Raw genomic sequence first — 18,312 nt, forward strand, 5'->3', positions numbered from 1 at the left:
GACCGTACGCGGCCCGGTCGAGAGGTGAGCACCCACGCCGATAACGATGGCCATCCGAAAGCGCTGCTCCCTTCGCATCTCGGCCCACTACAGGCGCGGCCCCGGCCCGATCCCGACATTGGTACGGGCCGGCCTCGGGTTCATCCCCGAGGCGATGCTTCCAACGCCCCCGGCCGCGGTCGGCGAGCTCGGGCACATGCTTGTACAGCGTGGTACGTGAGACCCGAGTAGTCGCGCGATCGAGGACACCGACTCATCCGCTCGGGTGAGCAGCGTACGTGCCTGCCGGATCTGCTCGGCGGTCATCGCCGGCGGTCGACCGAGCCGTTGTCCGCGGGCGCGGGCGGCGGCCAGGCCTGCGCGGATGCCGTCGACGATCAGTTCGCGGATGAACTCGGCCAGGGCGGCGAAGACGTGGAACACCAGGCGCCCACACCGAAAACGCTGTCCCCGCGACGAGGTCTGCGCCGTGGAGCCGGTAGACCGGAAGTAACCGACCTCGGGCTGCCGTATCCACGAAACGGCCGGATTCCCCAGGTAGCCCAATGCCCGTCTACTTCCGGAGGCCGGGGCTGTCCACGCTCCTCCTCACCCCCAGGTGAGAGGGTCGAGGCGAAGGTAGAAGTTCAGGCGGTCATGGTCCAGGACGACGCCGTACCTATCCGCGAACACCGTGTCCGCCGCCCGCGCCTGTTGCTCGTCCTGCCAGGTCTCGCGTGCGTTGGCGAGCAGCAGCGCCAGGTCGGCGTAACGGTCGGCCAGTCCGAGGCGGCCCAGGTCGATAAATCCGGACACCTTCAGTGTTTCCGGGTCCACGACGATGTTGGGCAGGCACAGGTCTCCGTGACAGACGACCGTGTCCACGGACTCCTGGGCCCGCATCCGCGCAATCTCGGGCTCGAGGCGGGCCAGCAGTTCCTCGGGTGGCGTGTGCTGCTGCTCGACGGGGAGAAACTCCGGGTTCACCGCCCCCCGGCCGACGACCTCACGCGCCATGGTGACCATCACGTCCAGACCTCGGCGGAACGGGCACCGCTCCACCGGTAGCCCATGCAGTCCACGCACTGCATCCGCGATGTGTTCCCACGCCACGCGGAGGTCCGCAGCCGGTAGCCGATCCGCGGAAACGCCGGAGACGGCACCGGTCACCAGATATGCCCCCGCCTCACCGGAGTGCCAGTCGAGCACCCGCGGGCCCGGCACACCCTGGCCGGTCAGCCATTCGACACGGTCGCGCTCTGCCTTCAAGACGGCGACATCCACGGCAGGAACGCATTTGGCGTACCGAGTGGCGTCCTCACTGCGAAAGACCGCGGCGCCCGACTCGCCTGTGGTGACAGGCAGCCAGTCACCCATGCCGCCTCCCGCGCTCGACAACGCGGCTCGACGGTCGCGGCAATCACTCATTCCGACCACTCTAGCCGGCCCGCATTTGCGCCTACCGAACCGAAGGCAACCCCCTGCGTCGGTCCGAGGCCGACCCTGCCTCTTCACCGCGGCCGGCCCGTTCGGCTCGCTACCGGCAGCCCCGACCCGCAACCGTCGGCGGTGTCCACAAAAGACCCTCTGGCAACGTCTATCAATGGGCGTCCACACGTTCTCGACCGAGAAGCTGCACGAAAGTATCAGCGGCAAAACATGTTCGGATATCAGCGAGCGACTGATCGGTCGGCGATCCGATGGTACGCCCGATATTCGGGATGGCTCTCCGGCGACCCGTTGGCGAATAATTTCGCATCCGAGGTCGGGCGGGGTGGTGGGAGCGCGGACCCCGTAGAGCTGCCGTGTCGGACCGGTCGCTGATGCTGCGCCTGAACCGCGGCGGTTCGTGCGGCCGCTGTCCGGTTCCGGGTACCGGCCTGCCTATGCGCCGGGCTTCGCCGGAGGAACCGCCCATCGAAGCAAGGGCGGCACCCGTTCGTGGCGTTCCGGGCGGAGACAGTACATGGGTCTGTGAATTTGCTGTTCCGGCATGTGTTTTCGTGGCCTGTGGGTAGGATGCGAGCGGTGGTCGGGCAACTACATCGGCAGGTAAAGGGGTGTTGATGGAAGTGGAGGACGTCCACCACTCATATGGCAGGCGGTCGGTGCTGCGTGGCATCGATATTGCGTTGCCCGCGGGGATGCTGGCGGGCATCGTCGGTGAGAACGGGACGGGCAAGTCGACGCTGTTGAAGGTTCTGTCGGGAGAGTTACGTCCGCACCGGGGAGTGGTCCGCCACTGTGGGCGGTTCGGTTACTGCCCGCAGCAGGTGGTCTTGAACGAGGCGTTCACGGTTCGCCAGCACCTGAATTTCTTCGCCGCGGCCTACGCGGTCCCGGACCTGCGGCGGGCCGAGGAGACCATGGAGATTCTGCGTTTCTCCGAATACGCCGACGAGCGGGTCGCGACGCTGAGCGGCGGCACCCGCCAGAAGCTCAACCTGACCCTGGCGGTGATGCACGATCCGCAGGTTCTGCTGCTCGACGAGCCGTATCAGGGTTTCGACTGGGAAACGTATCTGCGTTTCTGGGATCTGGTCGCGCGGTTCCGCGATGCCGGTGGCTCGGTCCTGGTCGTATCGCATCTGGCCTACGACACCGACCGACTGGATCAGGTGTGGCGATTGCGCGACGGTGTCCTGCAAGGTGGAGAGGAATAGACCGGATGAACGAGAACGTAGGGCTGTTCGTGATCGCCACGCGCTACGGTCTGGTCGAGCATGCACGTAACCGGTTCGCCATGCTGTTGGTCGCTGTCTTCATCCCCCTGTTCGTCACGCTGGCGGGCCTGATCATCACCGACACACCGGTACCGTTCCGGCTTCGAGACACCGGTGTGGTCCTGCAGGCCAACGGCAATGAGCTCGCCCAGATCTCCGGCGCCCTGACCGCGGTCTGTCTGATCATCGGGTTCATGATGTTCGCGGCGACGTTCGGCAGCGGGGCGTTCGACCGGCGTCTGTGTATGGCCGGATATCCCCGGGTCGCTTTGGGTCTGGCGAAAATCGCTTGCCTGGTAGTGGCCGCGATGGCGGTCGGCGTCTACGCCACCATGGCCCTCTGCTTTTCTTGGTCGCCTCGGCAGCCGATCCTGTTCGTCGCGGCGCTTTTCTGCGACGCAATGACCTATGGGGCGCTGGGTGTCGTATTCGGCACGCTGCTGCGCCGAGAGGTGGAGGGTATGTTCGCGATCGCGATGATCAGCTGCTTCGACATGGTCGTACAGAACCCTATCGCCAGTATCGGGGCGGACAGCGATGTCGTGCGATGGCTGCCCTCCTACGGTGCCATGCAGGCTGCGACCACAGCCGGTTTCTCCGACACCACACCACTGACGGGTTTGGCCGTGCAACTGGCCTGGTTCACCGCGAGCGCCCTGGTCGGGCTGGTCGCTTTCCACCTGCGTACCCGTTCGGCTCTGGGAGCCACGATGCCGATCGGCGCGCCCGGACAGCCGGCGAAGCGATAACCGGTGTCCCACGCGACCACCACCCGGTGAACCGCGCGGAACAATCCGCTTCGCCCGCGGCACGGGACCTACTGCGCCGCGGCGAGGGCGTTGCCTTCGCGGGTGTGGGCCTTCTCGCGGATCAGAAGCTCGTCCCGGGCGGCCTGCCAAGTGGCCCGATCGACGATGGGCGGCCGACCGGGCAGCATGGTGGCCGGATCGTTCAGCGTGGTCGTCATGGTGTCCTCCGTAGTGTCCTGTGTGCCGGACAGCGTCGTACGACGGTCCCCAGAACAGACTCCCGACCCGGCCGAAGCCCATCGCGGCAGAAGGCGCCCTCGGTCGAGACCGCACGGATCACGCCGAGCCGACAAGTTCACGGACGACCTCTCAACGGTGCGAGCCACCTCCGTGCGGTGGCCCACCCCTACATCAATCCCTTGCCTGAATCACGGGTAGGAACCGTTCGACCGGTCGGGGGCATACGATATGGAACAGCCCTGGTCGGCGCGGGGAATCCGGGGCCGAGTTCAGGGCCACGCGTCATAAGCAGCCCTACACGAGCAGCAGGCACCGGCCCCTGACCTTTGGACGTATATTGCGTTCGATGTGCGCAAACGCGTGATAACCCGGCCTGGAGATCAAGCGGCCGCAGGTTCGAATCCTGTCGGCCCGACACTCGAGAGATCCCCTCCGACCAACGCCGGAGAGGATCTCTCCGTTATCAGACCACCCGCAGATCGGGGGATATCGGCCTCATCGGCGCGGCAGCCTCGGAGCCGCCACCACGACCTCCTGAACGCCTGCTAGGAATTTGATCGACGGCGGAGCACAATATTTTTGCAGGATGAATGTTCCAGGGTGATCTGTCGTACTCGACAGATCACCTCGCCCACTGATCGAGGGGCGGAACTGACGACATGCACCGAGACGGTGAGCGCCCGAAAGGGCTCTCTGTTTCCGCGCTGGCGGCGGTAGCGAACCCGTCGTACTCGCGAATCGACACGTGGAATCTGCTCGACGACGCGTGCCGTCGGCTCGCCGATGTCAACGGCGCCGGGCTGGACACCGCCCACGAAGCCGCCCAGGTCCGGCGCCTCCTCGATCGTCTCGGCGCCTACGAGCGGTATTGGCTGTACCCGGGCGCGGCGAGACTGGCGGCGTTTCGCGGATATCTCGCCGATCTCGCGACGGTGCGGCTCACCGAGGAGGTATCGCTGGCCGTACGCCTGCTCTCCGAGTACGGCGACCGCGCGGCCCTGTTCGACGCATCCGCACCGTTGGCCGATCAGGAACTCGTGGCGCGGGCCAAAAATCAGCAGTTCTACACTGTTCTGCTCGGCGACGACTCCCCGCCCGAGACTCCCGAGAGCCTGGCGGAGTGCCTGCGGGCGCTTCGCGACCCGTCGTACGATGTGCAGTTCGAGCTGCTGGTCGTGGCGAGCATCGAGGATGCCATCACCGCCGTCGCGTTGAACGGCGAGGTTCAGGCGGCGATCATCCGGCATGACCTACCGCTTCGTTCACGCGACCGGGTGCCGTTGATGACCACATTGCTCGGCGCCAACGACGACGTGGTCGTGACCGACCGCACCCACGACTGGATCGAATGTGGCGAGTGGATCAGGAAGCTGCGGCCGCATATCGACCTGTATCTGCTCACCGACGAGTCGATCGCCGCGGAGACCGGGGACGAGCCGGATGTCTACGATCGCACGTTCTATCGGCTCAACGATGTCACCGATCTGCACAGTACGGTGCTCGCCGGCATCCGGAGCCGGTACGCCACACCGTTTTTCGACGCTCTACGTGCCTATGCGGCCGCGCCGGTCGGCCAGTTCCACGCCCTTCCCGTCGCGCGTGGCGCCAGCATCTTCAATTCGAAGTCGCTGCAGGACATGGGCGAGTTCTACGGCCGCAACATCTTCATGGCCGAGACATCGTCCACTTCCGGCGGGCTGGACTCACTGCTGGACCCCCACGGCACGATCAGGGAGGCGATGGACAAGGCCGCCGAGACGTGGTGTGCCGATCGGACGTACTTCGTGACCAACGGAACATCCACCGCGAACAAGATTGTCGTGCAGGCCCTGACCAGGCCGGGCGATATCGTTCTGATCGACCGCAATTGCCATAAGTCGCATCACTACGGCCTGGTGCTCGCCGGGGCGTATCCGATGTACCTGGACGCCTACCCGCTCACGTCGTTCGCGATCTACGGAGCCGTGTCCCTGCACACCATCAAGGAGGCGCTGCTGGACCTCGAGGCGGCCGGACAACTGGACCGAGTGCGCATGCTGTTGTTGACCAACTGCACTTTCGACGGCATCGTCTACAATCCCCGGCGCGTGATGGAGGAGGTCCTGGCGATCAAGCCGGACATCTGCTTCCTGTGGGACGAAGCGTGGTACGCGTTCGCGACCGCGGTGCCGTGGGCACGACAGCGGACCGCGATGGTTGCCGCCGAACAACTCGAATCGGCGTTCTCGTCGCCCGAGTACGCCGAGGAGTACCGCAGGTGGCGTGTGTCGATGCAGAGAGTCGACCGTGCCGAGTGGAGCAACCACCGGTTGCTTCCCGACCCTGGGCGTGCGCGGGTACGCGTGTACGCGACGCATTCCACCCACAAGTCACTGTCGGCGCTTCGGCAGGCGTCGATGATCCATATCCGCGATCAGGATTTCAAAGCCCTCGTCCGCGAGACGTTCGCCGAGGCGTTTCTGACCCATACCTCGACATCACCGAACCAGCAACTCCTGGCGTCGTTGGACTTGGCGCGGCGGCAGGTTGATATCGAGGGCTTCCAACTGGTCCGGCACGTCTACGACATGGCGCTGGTGTTCCGTCACCGCGTCCGCAAAGACCGGCTGATCGGCAAGTGGTTCCGCATCCTCGACGAGGACGACCTGGTGCCCGGCGAGTTCCGATCCCCTGAAGTCAGCTCGTACCGGCAGGTCAGACAGGGTGGTCTGGCAGAGTGGAACGAGGCGTGGCGGTCCGATCAGTTCGTGCTCGACCCGACCCGGGTCACCCTGTTCATCGGCAAGACCGGCATGAACGGGTACGAGTTCCGCGAGAAGATCCTGATGGACCGGTTCGGCATCCAGATCAACAAGACCTCGCTCAACAGCGTGCTGTTGATCTTCACGATCGGCGTCACCTGGTCGAGCGTGCACTACCTGCTCGACGTGCTGCGTCGGGTGGCCACCGACCTCGAGAACGGTCGGAGCGGGGCCGGTAGGGCCGATCGCGCCCTGCAGCAGCGCCGGATCGACGAGTTCACCAAGGATCTGCCGGCGCTGCCGGACTTCAGTGAGTTCGACAGCGCGTTCCGTCCCGACACCGCCTGCTCGTTCGGCGATATGCGAGCGGCCTTCTACGCCGGGTATGAGGAGTCCGATCGCGAACACGTTCTACTCGGCGAGGCCGGGCGACGGCTCGCCAAGGGGAAGCCCCTGGTGTCCGCCACCTTCGTCGTCCCCTATCCGCCCGGTTTCCCGGTGCTGGTACCGGGCCAGGTGATCTCGAGGGAAATCCTGTATTTCCTGGCCGAGCTCGACGTCAAGGAAATTCACGGATACAACCCCGACCTCGGGTTGTCGGTCTTCACCGAGGCCGCGCTCGCACGGCTGGCCGCGGTTCGGCACACAAGTGTCGCGGTGTCCGACGGTGCGCCGGAGGCGGCTTCGATGCCGGCAGGCCACCGCCGGGTATCGATCTCGTGAGCTGACGGACCAGGGTCTCACCGAAGTACGCGGCTGCGTCCAGCACCAGCTCCTCGCCCAACGGACCGCCGCCCGATGGAGATAACCGACCGGTCTCATGGCGACGAAATAACGCTCCGCTGTCGGTGCCGGTCGGCCGGCGTTCTCGGCGCGCGCTTCGAGTACGACCCCGGCGGGCGGATAGTGCTCGAGCGTCATGCCCGGGCCGATATAGTCGGTCATGGTTGCCGGCAGTCGGCCGGTGTGGCCGGTCAGGTCACTGTCTCGGGCTCGACGGCGGTGCACCGGCCGCCCAGGCGAAACCTAGTGATTCCGATGCGGCGCGAGAGACTCGTAAGACCAGGTCAGGGCACCCGAGGCGAGATCGGTGACCACCGCGTCAACCCAATGCAATTCGGCCTCTGTGACGGCACGCAGATACTCGTCCTCCAGCACCACGACACGCGGCAGGTGCATCGCGGCGGCCTGCCCGGCAGCGGTGTCCATCTCGGCGAGTTCGGCGCGTAAGGCCTTCGCTCGCCGTTGCAGTTCGACCCGCGCCCCTTCGGGGCCGAGCAGCATCAGGAATGACAGCGCGGTAGGGAATTCCGGGTACTCATAGCGTGGGTTGCCGACCATATCGCTCAGCCAGGCCGCGCAGGCGGCGCGCCCGGCGTCGGTGATCTCGTACACGGTGCGCTCTGGATACTGCTGGTCTCGACCGGTCTCGCGGACGGTGACCAGCCCGGCGGCCTGCAACCGCGCAATCGTCTTGTAGAGCGCGGCACGTTGGGTGACGTTGACGACCTTGTCCTTGCCCCATTCCTTGATCCGTCGCTGAATCGCGTAAGGGTGCATTGGTTCCAGATGGAGGATGCCCAGCAGCGCCATCGCCAGGGGCGACCGCTTGAACTGTGTCGTCATAGGCCCATAGTACTGGTTACCCAACCACTAGATTCCCAAAAACTAGTTGCACTTATACTAATCTTGGTGTCACTATCAAGAGGAAGGTGAATCCATCCGAAAGGAACGACCGACATGACCACCAAGACCCCCGTCCGAATCCACATCGACCACGACACCGCCAAGCGCCTCGGCGACTGGACCGTCGCGGATCGCTTCGATGTCACCGCCCGCTATGGCAGCGTGGTGATCGATCTGCGCTCGCCACTGATCGAGGGCGACGGCGACATCGAGGTGCACGTGGCGCTCGACCATGCGATGGTGAAGTTGCTGGTGCCGGACGATGCGGTTGTCGACCATGCCGAATTGGAGTGGACCGGCCGCGGCCGAGTCAAGGACTTCGCACGGCCGAAGGATGCCGCGGGCCGGGTCATCCGGTTGACCGGTTCCAGCACCCGCAGCGAATTCCGTGTACACCGCGCCGGTATCGCGGTGCTGTCGGCGCTGTTCACCCGCGAGTTCTTCGAAGATGCCCGGCGCGCGCGCCGTGAGGGCCGCACCCCGACCCTGGCGGATCCGGCCAACGCGCCGCGCTGAGACAGGAAGCGCCGCGCATGCCGCTGCGGGTTCCAGCGCCCAGAACCCGCAGCGGTCGTACCAGGTTCGAGGCGGGGCGCCGCAGATCTCCGGACAACACCGTCGGAGTCGATGGTGAAAGCCATTGCCATCGCACCGAACCGGTCTCGAAGTCCGACATCGCAACGGACGTCCCCGGAATAGATAGTCAAACCGTCCAGCGTGGCTTTTCGTGGGTCTGTCCCTCGCCCAACTCGTGGCCCTTATAGGCGAAGACGAGCGCTGCTCACGGTATGCTCACCCGAACCCGGAATCCTTACGGTCCGTGGGCGTTCCGGTGGCCCTCTGATTTGTTTTCTGTTGTGTCCTGCTCTGCCTCGGTGAGGTCGTCGTGCGTATCGGACGGTTGGTATCGGGCGCTTACGCCGCCCCGGATGCTCACATCGGATGGCGAGGTCGTCGCCGGGGCGTATCGGCGCGAGGACGTACCGGCCGGCACGCCGGTGTCCGCCGGGACCATCGAAGGGCGAGCCCGCGTCGTTTCGGACATGGCGAAGGCCGATCTCGAAGCGGGCGACATCCTGGTCACCGTCTACACCGATCCGAGCCGGACCCCCATGTTCGTCGCGGTCAAGGGCCTGGTGGCAGCCGGTCGGTCATGATGGTCTCGAAGCTGTTCGGGCCGGCCGACTACGGTCACCGTGATCGGTCCAGGCGATAGCGCGCAGCGGAAACGAGCCCATCCCGCGTACCGGCGCAGGTAGTGCGACCAGCCTGGCACCGGTGTCGGGGACCGCGTCCAGGTTCGTCATCTGCTCGATGATCGGGATTCCCGCACCGAGCAGAGTGTGGTGGCACGGCCGCGTCGGCAGGGACGTGTCGTCGATATCGAGCGAGTCGATTCCGACCAGCGCCACATTGGCGGCGACCAGCGCGTCCGCGACCTCGCCGACCAGGAACGGATGCCCGAGGTCCCAGTACGCGGATGAACCCCACCGGGCCGACCATGCGGTGTGCACCAACACAGCCTTCCCCCACAACCGCGCCGGGTCGCCGAGCACATCCGGCCCGACCACACGCATCCCCGCCGCGCGGATCACGACGATCGATACATTCAACAGCCGCTCCAGCGGCAACTCTGCGATATCTGCGCCATGGGCATGGAAATGGAACGGCGCATCGATATAAGTCCCGGTCTTGCCGACCATATCCACGCGCGCGACATCGTAGGACATCCCGATCAGAGGCGACTGCTCACGCGAAACCTCCGCGGTGACTCGCGGTCCGGGCAGACCCGGACAGGTGACCAGGCCATCCGCGATCCGATGAGACAACTCCACGACCGCCATCTCCAAACACTACCCGCCGTCCCCGCGCACATCAGGCCACAATCCAGTGAGCTTCGCACCAGCGGTTATCTCCTCGGATAGGGTGTCACCTCCGTGAGGCGTGGACGGCGTGCAGAGGCCGCCGGGAACGTGCGGCAGGGCGCGAAGGGCACTATGCGTGGATCTCCGCCAGAAAGGCAAGCGCGTCGGTTCGGTTCGCACCATGAAGGCGCTCGAGAAGCTCGCCATCGTCCGGTGCATCGCACCCGGGGTGCGCGTCACCAACCGGCACTTGGCTTATCTCCTCCCAGCGGTCACAACGCCATCCACGGATATGGCTCTTGTTCCTTCTGCAAGCAGACCATCGGCGAGAGTTACGCCCAGCTGTCCCGCTCACGGTCGGGACGGCCGTCGGCCCGGGTTGACCGGGAACAAGGGCGGCCGCGGCAATTTACTGTGCCCAGGGCTGCACGACGGGTGAGGGCGGAAAAATCGGTTGAGCCGTGAGCGCGGAGCCATTCAGGATGGCGGGTGTCGTGACGGGTGAGAGGAAGGCGGGGGGTCTGTGCGACCGGTATCCGTTCTGTGGCTGACCGGTGCGCCCGGGGTCGGCAAGTCGACGATCGGTTGGCAGCTGTACACCTGGGCCAAGACGAAACGACGGCCCGTAGCCTATGTCGATCTCGATCAACTGGGCCTTCTCGCGCCCACACCGGACGGTGACCCCGACCGCCGCCGGCTCGAGGCCGACAATCTCATCCGCGTGCTCGATATCTTTCGCCGCCACGGCGCGCGCCAACTCATCGTCTCCGGTGTGGTCGACCCGGCTCTCGGCATCGACCCCTGTGTTCGGTCATCGGCCGATGTCGAGTTCACCCTGGTCCGCCTACGATGCGGCCGCGAAGAGCTGCGACGCCGCTACCTCGGGCGAGGCTCCTCCGACGAACGTCTCGACGAACTGATGGCCGTCGCGGACGCGCTCGACCGCAACGCCGTGGGCGCGCCGCTGGACACCACGACCATGCCACCGGCCGCGGTCGTCGAGACACTGACCGACCGAATATGCCACCCGGCACAGGCACCCGCGACCCCGCCCACCCCCCTCGCTCCGGAACCGTCACCGCGGAAACCTGCACCGGTGCTGCTGGTCGTCGGCCCGACCGCGGTGGGCAAGTCGACCGTGGGCTGGGAGGTCGTGCGAGCCCTGTGGGGCCGCGGGACTCCCACCGCGTATGTCGACGCGGACCAGCTCGGGTTCTACGGCACCGAGCCGGTATCGAAGATCAAGGCCGACAACCTCGCCCAGGTCCGGCGCGGCTACCGCCGTGCGGGCGCACGCACCCTGGTCGTCGTCGCACGCGGTGTGCCATCTCATTATCGGCAAGCGCTCGCCGGCGACCTCGTCACCACTGTCCACTTGCAGGCATCACCGGCCGAACTGGCCGACCGGATCGCGCAGCGCGCCCGCGGCCACGGCCCCCGCCTGGCAGGCGACTCGCTGATCGGCTCGTCGGCGAGTCGACAGGCCCACACACTGGACCGTTCCGTCGAGGAAGCGACCGCCCTACGCCGCCGCCACGGTAGCGACCTGGTCATCGACACCAACCATCGGACCGGATCGGCAATCGCGGCCGAACTGATCGACCTGCTGCTGTCCGACAGCACCGGCGTCTTGATATGAACGACACAGACCGCCCCACCGCGACGTCCGCAAACCGGATGGTGATACCGCCCGGCTTACCCGACGCTGACGCGGAGCAGCTTCAGTCGTCGCGCCCGGCACCACGACCGGGTGCGCTCATATCCCCCGTCTCGGGTGTGCCCTCGGCGAGCCCGTAGCGCAGGTACACGGTGCCCTTCGGACCGGCTACCGGTGGTTCGAGGAGTGTGACGTTCGTGGGCACCGCGCCACCGTCGAACACCTTCTTCCCGACGCCGAGCACGACCGGATGCACCCAGAGGTCGAGACGGTCGAAGAGCTTCTCGCGCAGGAGGGTCTGCACCGGGTTCAGACTCCCGACGACCTTCACATGCTCGTGCCGGTCACGGATCTCGCGCACCGCGCCGGCCAGCTCCGGGCCGAGCTGCGTGGACCCGACCCACGAGAGGTTGGGCCTGCCCCGGGAGGCCACGTACTTCGGGACGCTGTTGAAGAGCGCGGCGATCTCATTGTCCTCGTCGCCCTCCCGGTACGACCGAGATGTCATACGTCCGTCGGCCGAGCAGGAGGGCGTCCGTGTCCTCGTACGCGGCACCGACCTACGCCCCGGCGACCCCGGCCGGCAGAGGCGCCTGCCGGTCGCCGAACGGGAACCCCACCGGGTCCTCGTCAGGGCTGCCGGGCGACTGCCCGACAAGGTCCAGGGTTGCGAACAGCGCGATGTGGATGAGGCCCATGCCTTACTCCCGATGAGTTGGTTTTCTCGGTCGGAAGGTAGGCCTGTGGGCGCCGGCAGACTCATCGCTGCGACGACACCCGGCTCGTACTCGTCGACCGTCTCGCCCGGTGCATCGGTCGCCACCCCGTCCCGCGGTCAGCGTCCTTGCGATGCCCGGCAGCAGTGGCGTCCGTCCACGAGCCGCGCTGACCCGGGCGACCGCACCGTCCCGAGGACGCCGGTCGATCAGCGGCCGATCGTGGGGCGTTGGGGCCGCGCTATCCGTACCCGCTGATCGCTGGGCGCGTTCTCGATATCGTCGAGTTGCGCAATGATCGTGCTGCGCAGGTCGTCGTAGTCTTCGAACCGGTAGTCGTTGAACAACGTATAGCCTGTCCACATCAGGTTGGCGCACACGCGGGCAGGCACGCGGCCGGTCAGAGCGCCCATGCCGACCAGCGCCACCGATTCGATACTGCCCGGTGCCTCGTTGTTCTGTTGGTGAATCGCCTGGAACCCGGCGGCACACGCCAAGGCCACATTCAAGGTCTCGCTGACGTTCTGTGCGGAAGTTTCCATTGTCGGTGTAGAGATCAGGAACTTCGGGTTGGTCGCCCCGGACGGGACGCACACCGCGCTTCCGACCGGAAGCCTTCCCGCGAACCGATCGCGGATCGCCCGCTGCACTCGCAGTTGGATTCCCGCCCCGAGGTGCCGTTTGATGGCCGCGTCGGCCCCTCCGTCCATCCGGCCCCGGGAGTTGGTCGGGGTGACCCAGGCATCGACATACTCGTCCAGGATTGAGCCTCTATGGATCTCGATCTCGGGGTTGTCGGCGAACGCCGCCTGCCACGCCTCCACGACGTGTGGGTTGATGTCGCTCAACACCACCCTCAACGGTGCCTGTACACGGTTCATGCTCATGATCATCCATTCCAATCGAGATACGGCTTTCACCGTTCACGACGCTATCGCGCCCCACCGACATGGCCACTTCCCGAGGGGATCGGATGACATATAGTGCCGATGGTGAGCACGACCGACCCGCTGGCCCTTGCCGAGTTGTTCAAAGGCGGTGGTGAACCGTGGCTTCCACTGCTGAAGCCGGTCATCGAGGCCCAACCCGACGTGCACATGTTCATGGGCCCGGACCGTGGCCCGCACGTCGTCCCGGTCCGGGAACTGACCTTCCAGGCGCTCAAGCCCAATCCACCGCACAAGTGGAAGGTCGTCGTCTTCGGCCAGAACCCGTACCCGCGGCCGGAGAGCGCCACCGGCATCGCCATGTTCGACAACACGTTCCACGACTGGAAAGACAGCAAGTTCGGGCGGGTCGTCAGCATCCGTTGCATTATCAAGGCAGCGGCGATGTGGAAGTACGGCATACCCAAGAAGACCCCGATCGCCGATATTCGCGCACTGTTGCACGAGCAGGCCGCCGTCCAGCCACCGGAATGGTTCCAGGCGATGCTCACCCAGGGTGTGCTGCTGCTGAACGCGGCGCTCACCGCCAGTAGCGACGGGGCGATGGGAACCGACCGGCACACTGGGTTCTGGCGTCCCATTGCCGAACGGATCGTCGAAGAGATACTCCGGGCCAAGCAGAATGCCGATGAGTCCGACCGTGGTGTCGTCTTCGCGTGGTGGGGTACCCACGCGCGCAGTCTGAAAAAGGTTGTCCTGCAACTCCAGAAGAAGTACCCCCAAGTCGAGGTCCGGCATGTAGACCATGCCAATCCCGCAGCGCAGGGCGACATCTTTTGCGACGGCGACCATTTCGGAACGGTGAACGCGGCCCTCGCGGCACTGGGTGCCGAGGAGATCGATTGGTTGCCGAGCACCGGGTGGAACAAGCTTGCGGCGGAAGCCGGCGGGACGGATCACCACATCGCCGAACGCATGGGCGCGTTCATCGCGTCCACCATGGAGTTGCACCAGCTGTACCTCGAGCGGCTCGCGAGCGTCAAGGACGAGGGGCTCGTCCTCCCCGCGATCACCGGTGTGTTCGACACCCCGCTCATGGACTTCCACGACGCCATCGCCCCGGTCACCAAGCGGTTGTCCGGTCTCGACCGGTACGCCGCACTGTCGCACGAGTTCGGCAAGAGGCGAGCGGACCGGACGACCGGAGGTCTGTCCGCCGACGCGATTGCCGCGCTCTACCTCTACACCTGCGAGTCCGCGTTCTACCGGGAGATCAACGCCGTCCTGCGCGCCCCGGACCGGTCGAAGCTCGCCCCCTACCTTCCGTACCTACGGCTGCTGTTCTCGGCGGTGTCACGGCTTCCCGTCCGCAGCGAGCCGTTGTGGCGGGGGGTGTCGCTGGACCTGCGTGCGCAGTACCCGTTGGGTCGGACCGTAACCTGGTGGGGGGTGTCCTCCTGCACGTCCGAGCCCAGCGTGGCACGGGCATTCCTCGGCGGTCGCGGTAAGCGAACGCTCTTCGAGGTATTCCCCACCCGGGCCGTGAGCATCCGGAATTTCTCCGCGTTCACCGACGAAGAGGAATTCATCCTCTTGCCGGGCACGCAGCTCGAGGTGACGGACGTCAAGGCCGAGCGTGGCGGGTTGTACATCGTGAAGTTGACCGAATCGGACCGGCAACCCCTCGTGTCCTGAGCATTGGGCTGTATCGAGCAGGTGGATGCGCATATCAGCTCGAAAGGGTGCACAACAGTGTGTTCGCTCTCGCCGCTACCCGAGCCGCTCTTCGTGGCGCTGACATCCGTATCCCTGAGTGTGGGCCCATCCGGCTCGAGATCGTCTGCAGGACGGCCGGGTCGCGCTGATCGTCGGTGGGCCCGGCGACCGCGTCACCGTCCTGCATGCGGGCGGGACAGTGGCCGAAAAGCGAACCACCTCCACAACTCGATGACCGCCGCAACCGCCCCCGGCAGTGACGAGGACCGGGAGGCGTCGAGGTATCCGGCCTATATCTGCTCGGCCGCCAATCGCGTAATGCGTTGATGGTTCCGCGGCGCGGCCGGTTTCAGCTGAACCTGATCACCGAGAGCAGGCCCACGCTCAACGAGTACATCGCGAACAGAATGAGCGTGCGCGTCTCGAAGTACTTTTCCAGGAACCGCACCGCCAGCCACGACGACAACCCGGACACGAATGCGCCGACCAGTATCGGCCCCCGCATTCCGGCGGTCTCCGGTCCGATGAGTTCGGGTGCTTCCACCAGTCCGGCGCCCAGGATCGCCGGAGTGGCGAGCAGGAAGGCGAATTTGGCCGCGTGCCCGTGTTCCAGACCGCGCCAGAGCCCGCCCACCATGGTGAGACCGGCACGGCTGAATCCGGTGAGCAGGGCGCCGAGTTGCACGAAGCCGATTCCGATCGCGTCGACCGCGCTGAGGGCGGCCAACGGGGGTTCCGGTAGTAATCGCCGAAAATCCAACGAAGTTCGTGTGGTCGCTGGTCAGTGGCTATAGAACCGGGACGGCGTCGGCCGAGTGATGTGCAGGCCGGACGTAACCTGTTGGCTGACAGTGTTTTCGGGTGGGGTTGGCTATGCCCGCGGGGCAGGACCGCTGATGATGACGAGGTCGCCGAACCCCGGAATCCATCCCAGTGGATAACTGACATTATCCGCTGAGTTGTGCGAGGATCTCAGTGGATAATGAAGTTCCGGCGGGATCGGAAGCCGGGGCGGAACTCAGTGGATAAGAAGGACGTGGTGTGATGAACGACCGGCCCGCCGATTTCACCCCGTGTGTGCACTTGCCGTCGGGCTACCTTCCGGCCGGCCGCAAGGTCCGGGCCGTACGCTCCTACGGGCGCGCCACCACGCCCCGGGCGAGCGAGGACCGGGCGCCGGCCGCGTTGTTGACCGACGGCGGCGCGGACCGGGACGGCCGGGCATGAGCGCGACGGTCACCCCGCTGCACGCCAGGACCGAGGAGGTCGGCGCGGCCGCCGAGCGGGCTCTGACCCAGGTGCACCGCTACCTGGACCGCTGCAAACTCGCCCGCAGCAGCGTCACCGCCTACCGGCGCCAGACCCGCGCCTATGTCGCGTGGCTGACCGAGCACGCCGCCGAGCATCCGGACGCTTTCACCGATGTGGTCGGCGCGGAGGCTGCGGTCACCGCCTGGCGCCGCCATCTGCTGCGGAACCGCAAATCCAGCCCCTCCACCGTCAACCAGGCACTGGCCGCGGTCACCGCGCTCTACGAACACGGCCCGCAGCTGCGGATCTCGGTGAAACGCGCCCGGGTGCCCCGCCCCGGGGACCCCGAGGCACTCACCACCGCCGAGCAGGGCCGGGTTGAACGGGCCTCGCTGCGCCGCAGCGCCCGCGACGCCGCGATCATCGCCGTCCTGCTCTACACCGGTGCCCGGGTCGAGGAATGCGCCCGCCTGGATCTCGACGATGTCGCGCTCACCGCGCGCACCGGCCGGATCCGGCTGCACGGCAAGGGCGACGAGGTCCGCGAGATCCCGCTGCCCGTCACCGCCCGCGAGCGGCTCGCCGAGTGGATCCTCACGCGGGGAAACTCCCCTGGGCCGTTGTGGACCGGCCAGCGCGGACGGTTGACCATCTCCGGGATCACCCAGGTCGTTCTCGCGGTCGGCGACGAGGCCGGCCTGCCCGGCCTGCGTCCGCACACCCTGCGCCACACCTACGCCACCCGGCTGCGCCAGGGCGGCGCCGACGTCGCCCAGGTCCAAGCCCTGCTCGGACACGCCTCGCTCGACACCTCCGCCCGCTATTTCCGTGCCGGCGCCGCTGAACAGGCCGCGATCGTGGAAACCGTGTTCGAGCAGTAGCGTCCGGACCTCATCGATGCCCGGCGGACAGGGCGCGGTAGTGGTCGATGCGGTCCTCGGCTTCGGCGAACCCTCTCGGCGGCCGCCAGCTCGCAATAGTGCAGCGCTGCACGGTAGTGACCGAAGATCGGCGATGCGGCTGTGCCATGCGCGGCTCTCGTCAATCCCCCTCGCCACGCGACAGACGGCGCCCGCCACCACCGCTACCAGGCAGCTGCGCTTCCTGTGCCAGATGGCACGGTACTTGCCGGCACCTGGTTCTGATCGCGAATACGGGCAGCAGGTGCTCGTGAAACTCGACATCACCTCGTGATTTTGTGATCGTCGATTCCGACACCGCCGGCGGCGGTAGGACCTAGCTCATTGATATCACTTTTTCCTGACCGCGGGCGAGAAACATCCCGCCTCGCCGAGGCCTGTATCCGTGAACAACCGACGCCAGAATTCGCGAACAACGACACCGAATTTGCGAACAATCAGCACCGGAATTCGCGAACAAAGCCCAGGTATCCCAGCTGTACGGCGCCGCCTACCGAAGCCGGGCGCAAGGTCATGCCCGGTTTTCAGCTTCCTCGAAGCTACCGGCCGGACCCGAAAACGGACAGAGAACAGACAAAAACAGACCCGGGATTCATTGCCAAAGTGCCGTCAGTGGAGGACTACTGGGTATAGGCGGCGCAGCAAACGACCGAACCTGTTCTGCTGTGAGAGAACCCTTTTCACGTTCATTGATCAGAAAGCAAATAAAATGGCACCTGTCATCACCTCGCTGACACCCTCTTTCGGCCCGCCAGCGGGTTTCAACTCTGTAGTGATCACCGGCTCCGGATACGCCAATGTCGGTCCCTTGACCGTCCGGTTCGGGGCGAACGCAACGACATTCACCATCGACTCCGATACCCAGATCACGGCCATCGTCCCGCCCGGCACCGGCACGGTCAACGTCACCGTACAAGCGCTGCTGGACGGCACGAGCAACCCGATGCCCTACACCTATGGTCCGGCTCCGGTTCCTACCTTGACCAGCATCACTCCGACTTCGGGGTCGGCGGCCGGCGGGACGTCGGTCGTGCTCACCGGAACCAACTTCACCGGAGCCACCGCCGTGAGTTTCGGTGGGACACCGGCAACCTCGTTCACGGTCAACTCCTCGACACAGATCACCGCAGTCACCCCTGCCCATGCGGCCGGGCCGGTGTCGGTCACCGTCACCACCCCATT

At 65.9% G+C, this 18,312-nt stretch carries 17 protein-coding genes and 1 pseudogene; 10 read left to right on the forward strand and 8 right to left on the reverse strand.

What is annotated here, in order from left to right; genetic code table 11:
- Nucleotides 1-87: 87 nt before the first annotated feature.
- Nucleotides 88-546 (reverse strand): recombinase family protein, encoded by a 459-nt coding sequence (locus ON20_RS38265; protein ID WP_218002683.1) that lies wholly within the window; start codon nucleotides 544-546, stop codon nucleotides 88-90.
- Nucleotides 547-588: 42 nt separating this feature from the next.
- Nucleotides 589-1,407 carry an APH(3'') family aminoglycoside O-phosphotransferase gene (locus ON20_RS28785; RefSeq protein ID WP_040840835.1) on the reverse strand — a complete coding sequence of 273 codons (819 nt, stop codon included), beginning with the start codon at nucleotides 1,405-1,407 and terminating at the stop codon, nucleotides 589-591.
- 638 nt (nucleotides 1,408-2,045) lie between these two features.
- Between ON20_RS28785 and ON20_RS28790 the strand changes: the two genes are divergently transcribed.
- Nucleotides 2,046-2,642 carry an ATP-binding cassette domain-containing protein gene (locus ON20_RS28790; RefSeq protein ID WP_040840836.1) on the forward strand — a complete coding sequence of 199 codons (597 nt, stop codon included), beginning with the start codon at nucleotides 2,046-2,048 and terminating at the stop codon, nucleotides 2,640-2,642.
- A gap of 5 nt (nucleotides 2,643-2,647) precedes the next feature.
- Nucleotides 2,648-3,451, forward strand: coding sequence for an ABC transporter permease (locus ON20_RS28795; RefSeq protein WP_051163583.1), 804 nt, complete (start codon nucleotides 2,648-2,650; stop codon nucleotides 3,449-3,451).
- A 68-nt stretch (nucleotides 3,452-3,519) separates the two neighbouring features.
- On the opposite strand, the gene ON20_RS35215 is transcribed toward ON20_RS28795, so the two are convergent.
- Nucleotides 3,520-3,669 carry a DUF899 family protein gene (locus ON20_RS35215; protein ID WP_306306882.1) on the reverse strand — a complete coding sequence of 50 codons (150 nt, stop codon included), beginning with the start codon at nucleotides 3,667-3,669 and terminating at the stop codon, nucleotides 3,520-3,522.
- A gap of 681 nt (nucleotides 3,670-4,350) precedes the next feature.
- Between ON20_RS35215 and ON20_RS28800 the strand changes: the two genes are divergently transcribed.
- On the forward strand, nucleotides 4,351-7,155 hold the full coding sequence (locus ON20_RS28800) for an aminotransferase class I/II-fold pyridoxal phosphate-dependent enzyme (RefSeq protein ID WP_083865419.1): 2,805 nt from the start codon (nucleotides 4,351-4,353) through the stop codon (nucleotides 7,153-7,155).
- A gap of 303 nt (nucleotides 7,156-7,458) precedes the next feature.
- Here the strand turns inward: ON20_RS28800 and ON20_RS28805 are convergent, their stop codons facing one another.
- Nucleotides 7,459-8,058, reverse strand: coding sequence for a PadR family transcriptional regulator (locus tag ON20_RS28805; protein ID WP_040840838.1), 600 nt, complete (start codon nucleotides 8,056-8,058; stop codon nucleotides 7,459-7,461).
- A gap of 114 nt (nucleotides 8,059-8,172) precedes the next feature.
- Here ON20_RS28805 and ON20_RS28810 point away from each other — a divergent pair, with 114 nt between their 5' ends.
- Together ON20_RS28810 and ON20_RS28815 are read left to right on the forward strand one after the other, a co-directional pair.
- Nucleotides 8,173-8,634, forward strand: coding sequence for a hypothetical protein (locus tag ON20_RS28810; protein WP_040840840.1), 462 nt, complete (start codon nucleotides 8,173-8,175; stop codon nucleotides 8,632-8,634).
- Nucleotides 8,635-9,047: 413 nt separating this feature from the next.
- Nucleotides 9,048-9,275 (forward strand): hypothetical protein, encoded by a 228-nt coding sequence (locus ON20_RS28815; RefSeq protein WP_040840842.1) that lies wholly within the window; start codon nucleotides 9,048-9,050, stop codon nucleotides 9,273-9,275.
- Here the strand turns inward: ON20_RS28815 and ON20_RS28820 are convergent.
- Nucleotides 9,270-9,962, reverse strand: a complete 693-nt coding sequence (locus ON20_RS28820; protein WP_051163584.1) for a cyclase family protein — start codon at nucleotides 9,960-9,962, stop codon at nucleotides 9,270-9,272. The genes ON20_RS28815 and ON20_RS28820 overlap by 6 nt on opposite strands.
- 544 nt (nucleotides 9,963-10,506) lie before the next feature.
- Between ON20_RS28820 and ON20_RS28825 the strand changes: the two genes are divergently transcribed.
- A complete protein-coding gene (locus ON20_RS28825; RefSeq protein ID WP_040840844.1) occupies nucleotides 10,507-11,622 on the forward strand; it encodes an AAA family ATPase in 1,116 nt (371 codons plus the stop codon).
- Nucleotides 11,623-11,704: 82 nt separating this feature from the next.
- Here ON20_RS28825 and ON20_RS39455 read toward each other — a convergent pair.
- Nucleotides 11,705-12,338 (reverse strand): annotated as a pseudogene (locus ON20_RS39455) (dihydrofolate reductase family protein).
- 227 nt (nucleotides 12,339-12,565) lie between these two features.
- Nucleotides 12,566-13,243, reverse strand: coding sequence for a macro domain-containing protein (locus tag ON20_RS28835; protein ID WP_040840871.1), 678 nt, complete (start codon nucleotides 13,241-13,243; stop codon nucleotides 12,566-12,568).
- Between the two features lie 105 nt (nucleotides 13,244-13,348).
- Between ON20_RS28835 and ON20_RS28840 the strand changes: the two genes are divergently transcribed.
- Nucleotides 13,349-14,938 (forward strand): ADP-ribosyltransferase domain-containing protein, encoded by a 1,590-nt coding sequence (locus ON20_RS28840; RefSeq protein ID WP_218002685.1) that lies wholly within the window; start codon nucleotides 13,349-13,351, stop codon nucleotides 14,936-14,938.
- A 370-nt stretch (nucleotides 14,939-15,308) separates the two neighbouring features.
- Here the strand turns inward: ON20_RS28840 and ON20_RS28845 are convergent, their stop codons facing one another.
- Nucleotides 15,309-15,686: an undecaprenyl-diphosphate phosphatase gene (locus ON20_RS28845; RefSeq protein WP_245547552.1), complete on the reverse strand. Its 378-nt coding sequence runs from the start codon at nucleotides 15,684-15,686 to the stop codon at nucleotides 15,309-15,311.
- Nucleotides 15,687-16,003: 317 nt separating this feature from the next.
- On the opposite strand from ON20_RS28845, the gene ON20_RS28850 reads away from it, so the two are divergent.
- The 3 genes from ON20_RS28850 to ON20_RS28865 all read left to right on the forward strand — a co-directional run.
- Nucleotides 16,004-16,186 carry a hypothetical protein gene (locus tag ON20_RS28850; protein WP_040840848.1) on the forward strand — a complete coding sequence of 61 codons (183 nt, stop codon included), beginning with the start codon at nucleotides 16,004-16,006 and terminating at the stop codon, nucleotides 16,184-16,186.
- Nucleotides 16,183-17,091, forward strand: a complete 909-nt coding sequence (locus tag ON20_RS28855) for a tyrosine-type recombinase/integrase (protein WP_040840850.1) — start codon at nucleotides 16,183-16,185, stop codon at nucleotides 17,089-17,091. The genes ON20_RS28850 and ON20_RS28855 overlap by 4 nt, the downstream gene beginning before the upstream one ends.
- Before the next feature lie 748 nt (nucleotides 17,092-17,839).
- Nucleotides 17,840-18,312, forward strand: a 473-nt coding sequence (locus ON20_RS28865; RefSeq protein WP_040840876.1) for an IPT/TIG domain-containing protein, incomplete at its 3' end; no start/stop codon positions are given.

The sequence above is a fragment of the Nocardia brevicatena NBRC 12119 genome (assembly GCF_000308495.1).
GTDB classification, from domain to species: Bacteria; Actinomycetota; Actinomycetes; order Mycobacteriales; family Mycobacteriaceae; genus Nocardia; species Nocardia brevicatena.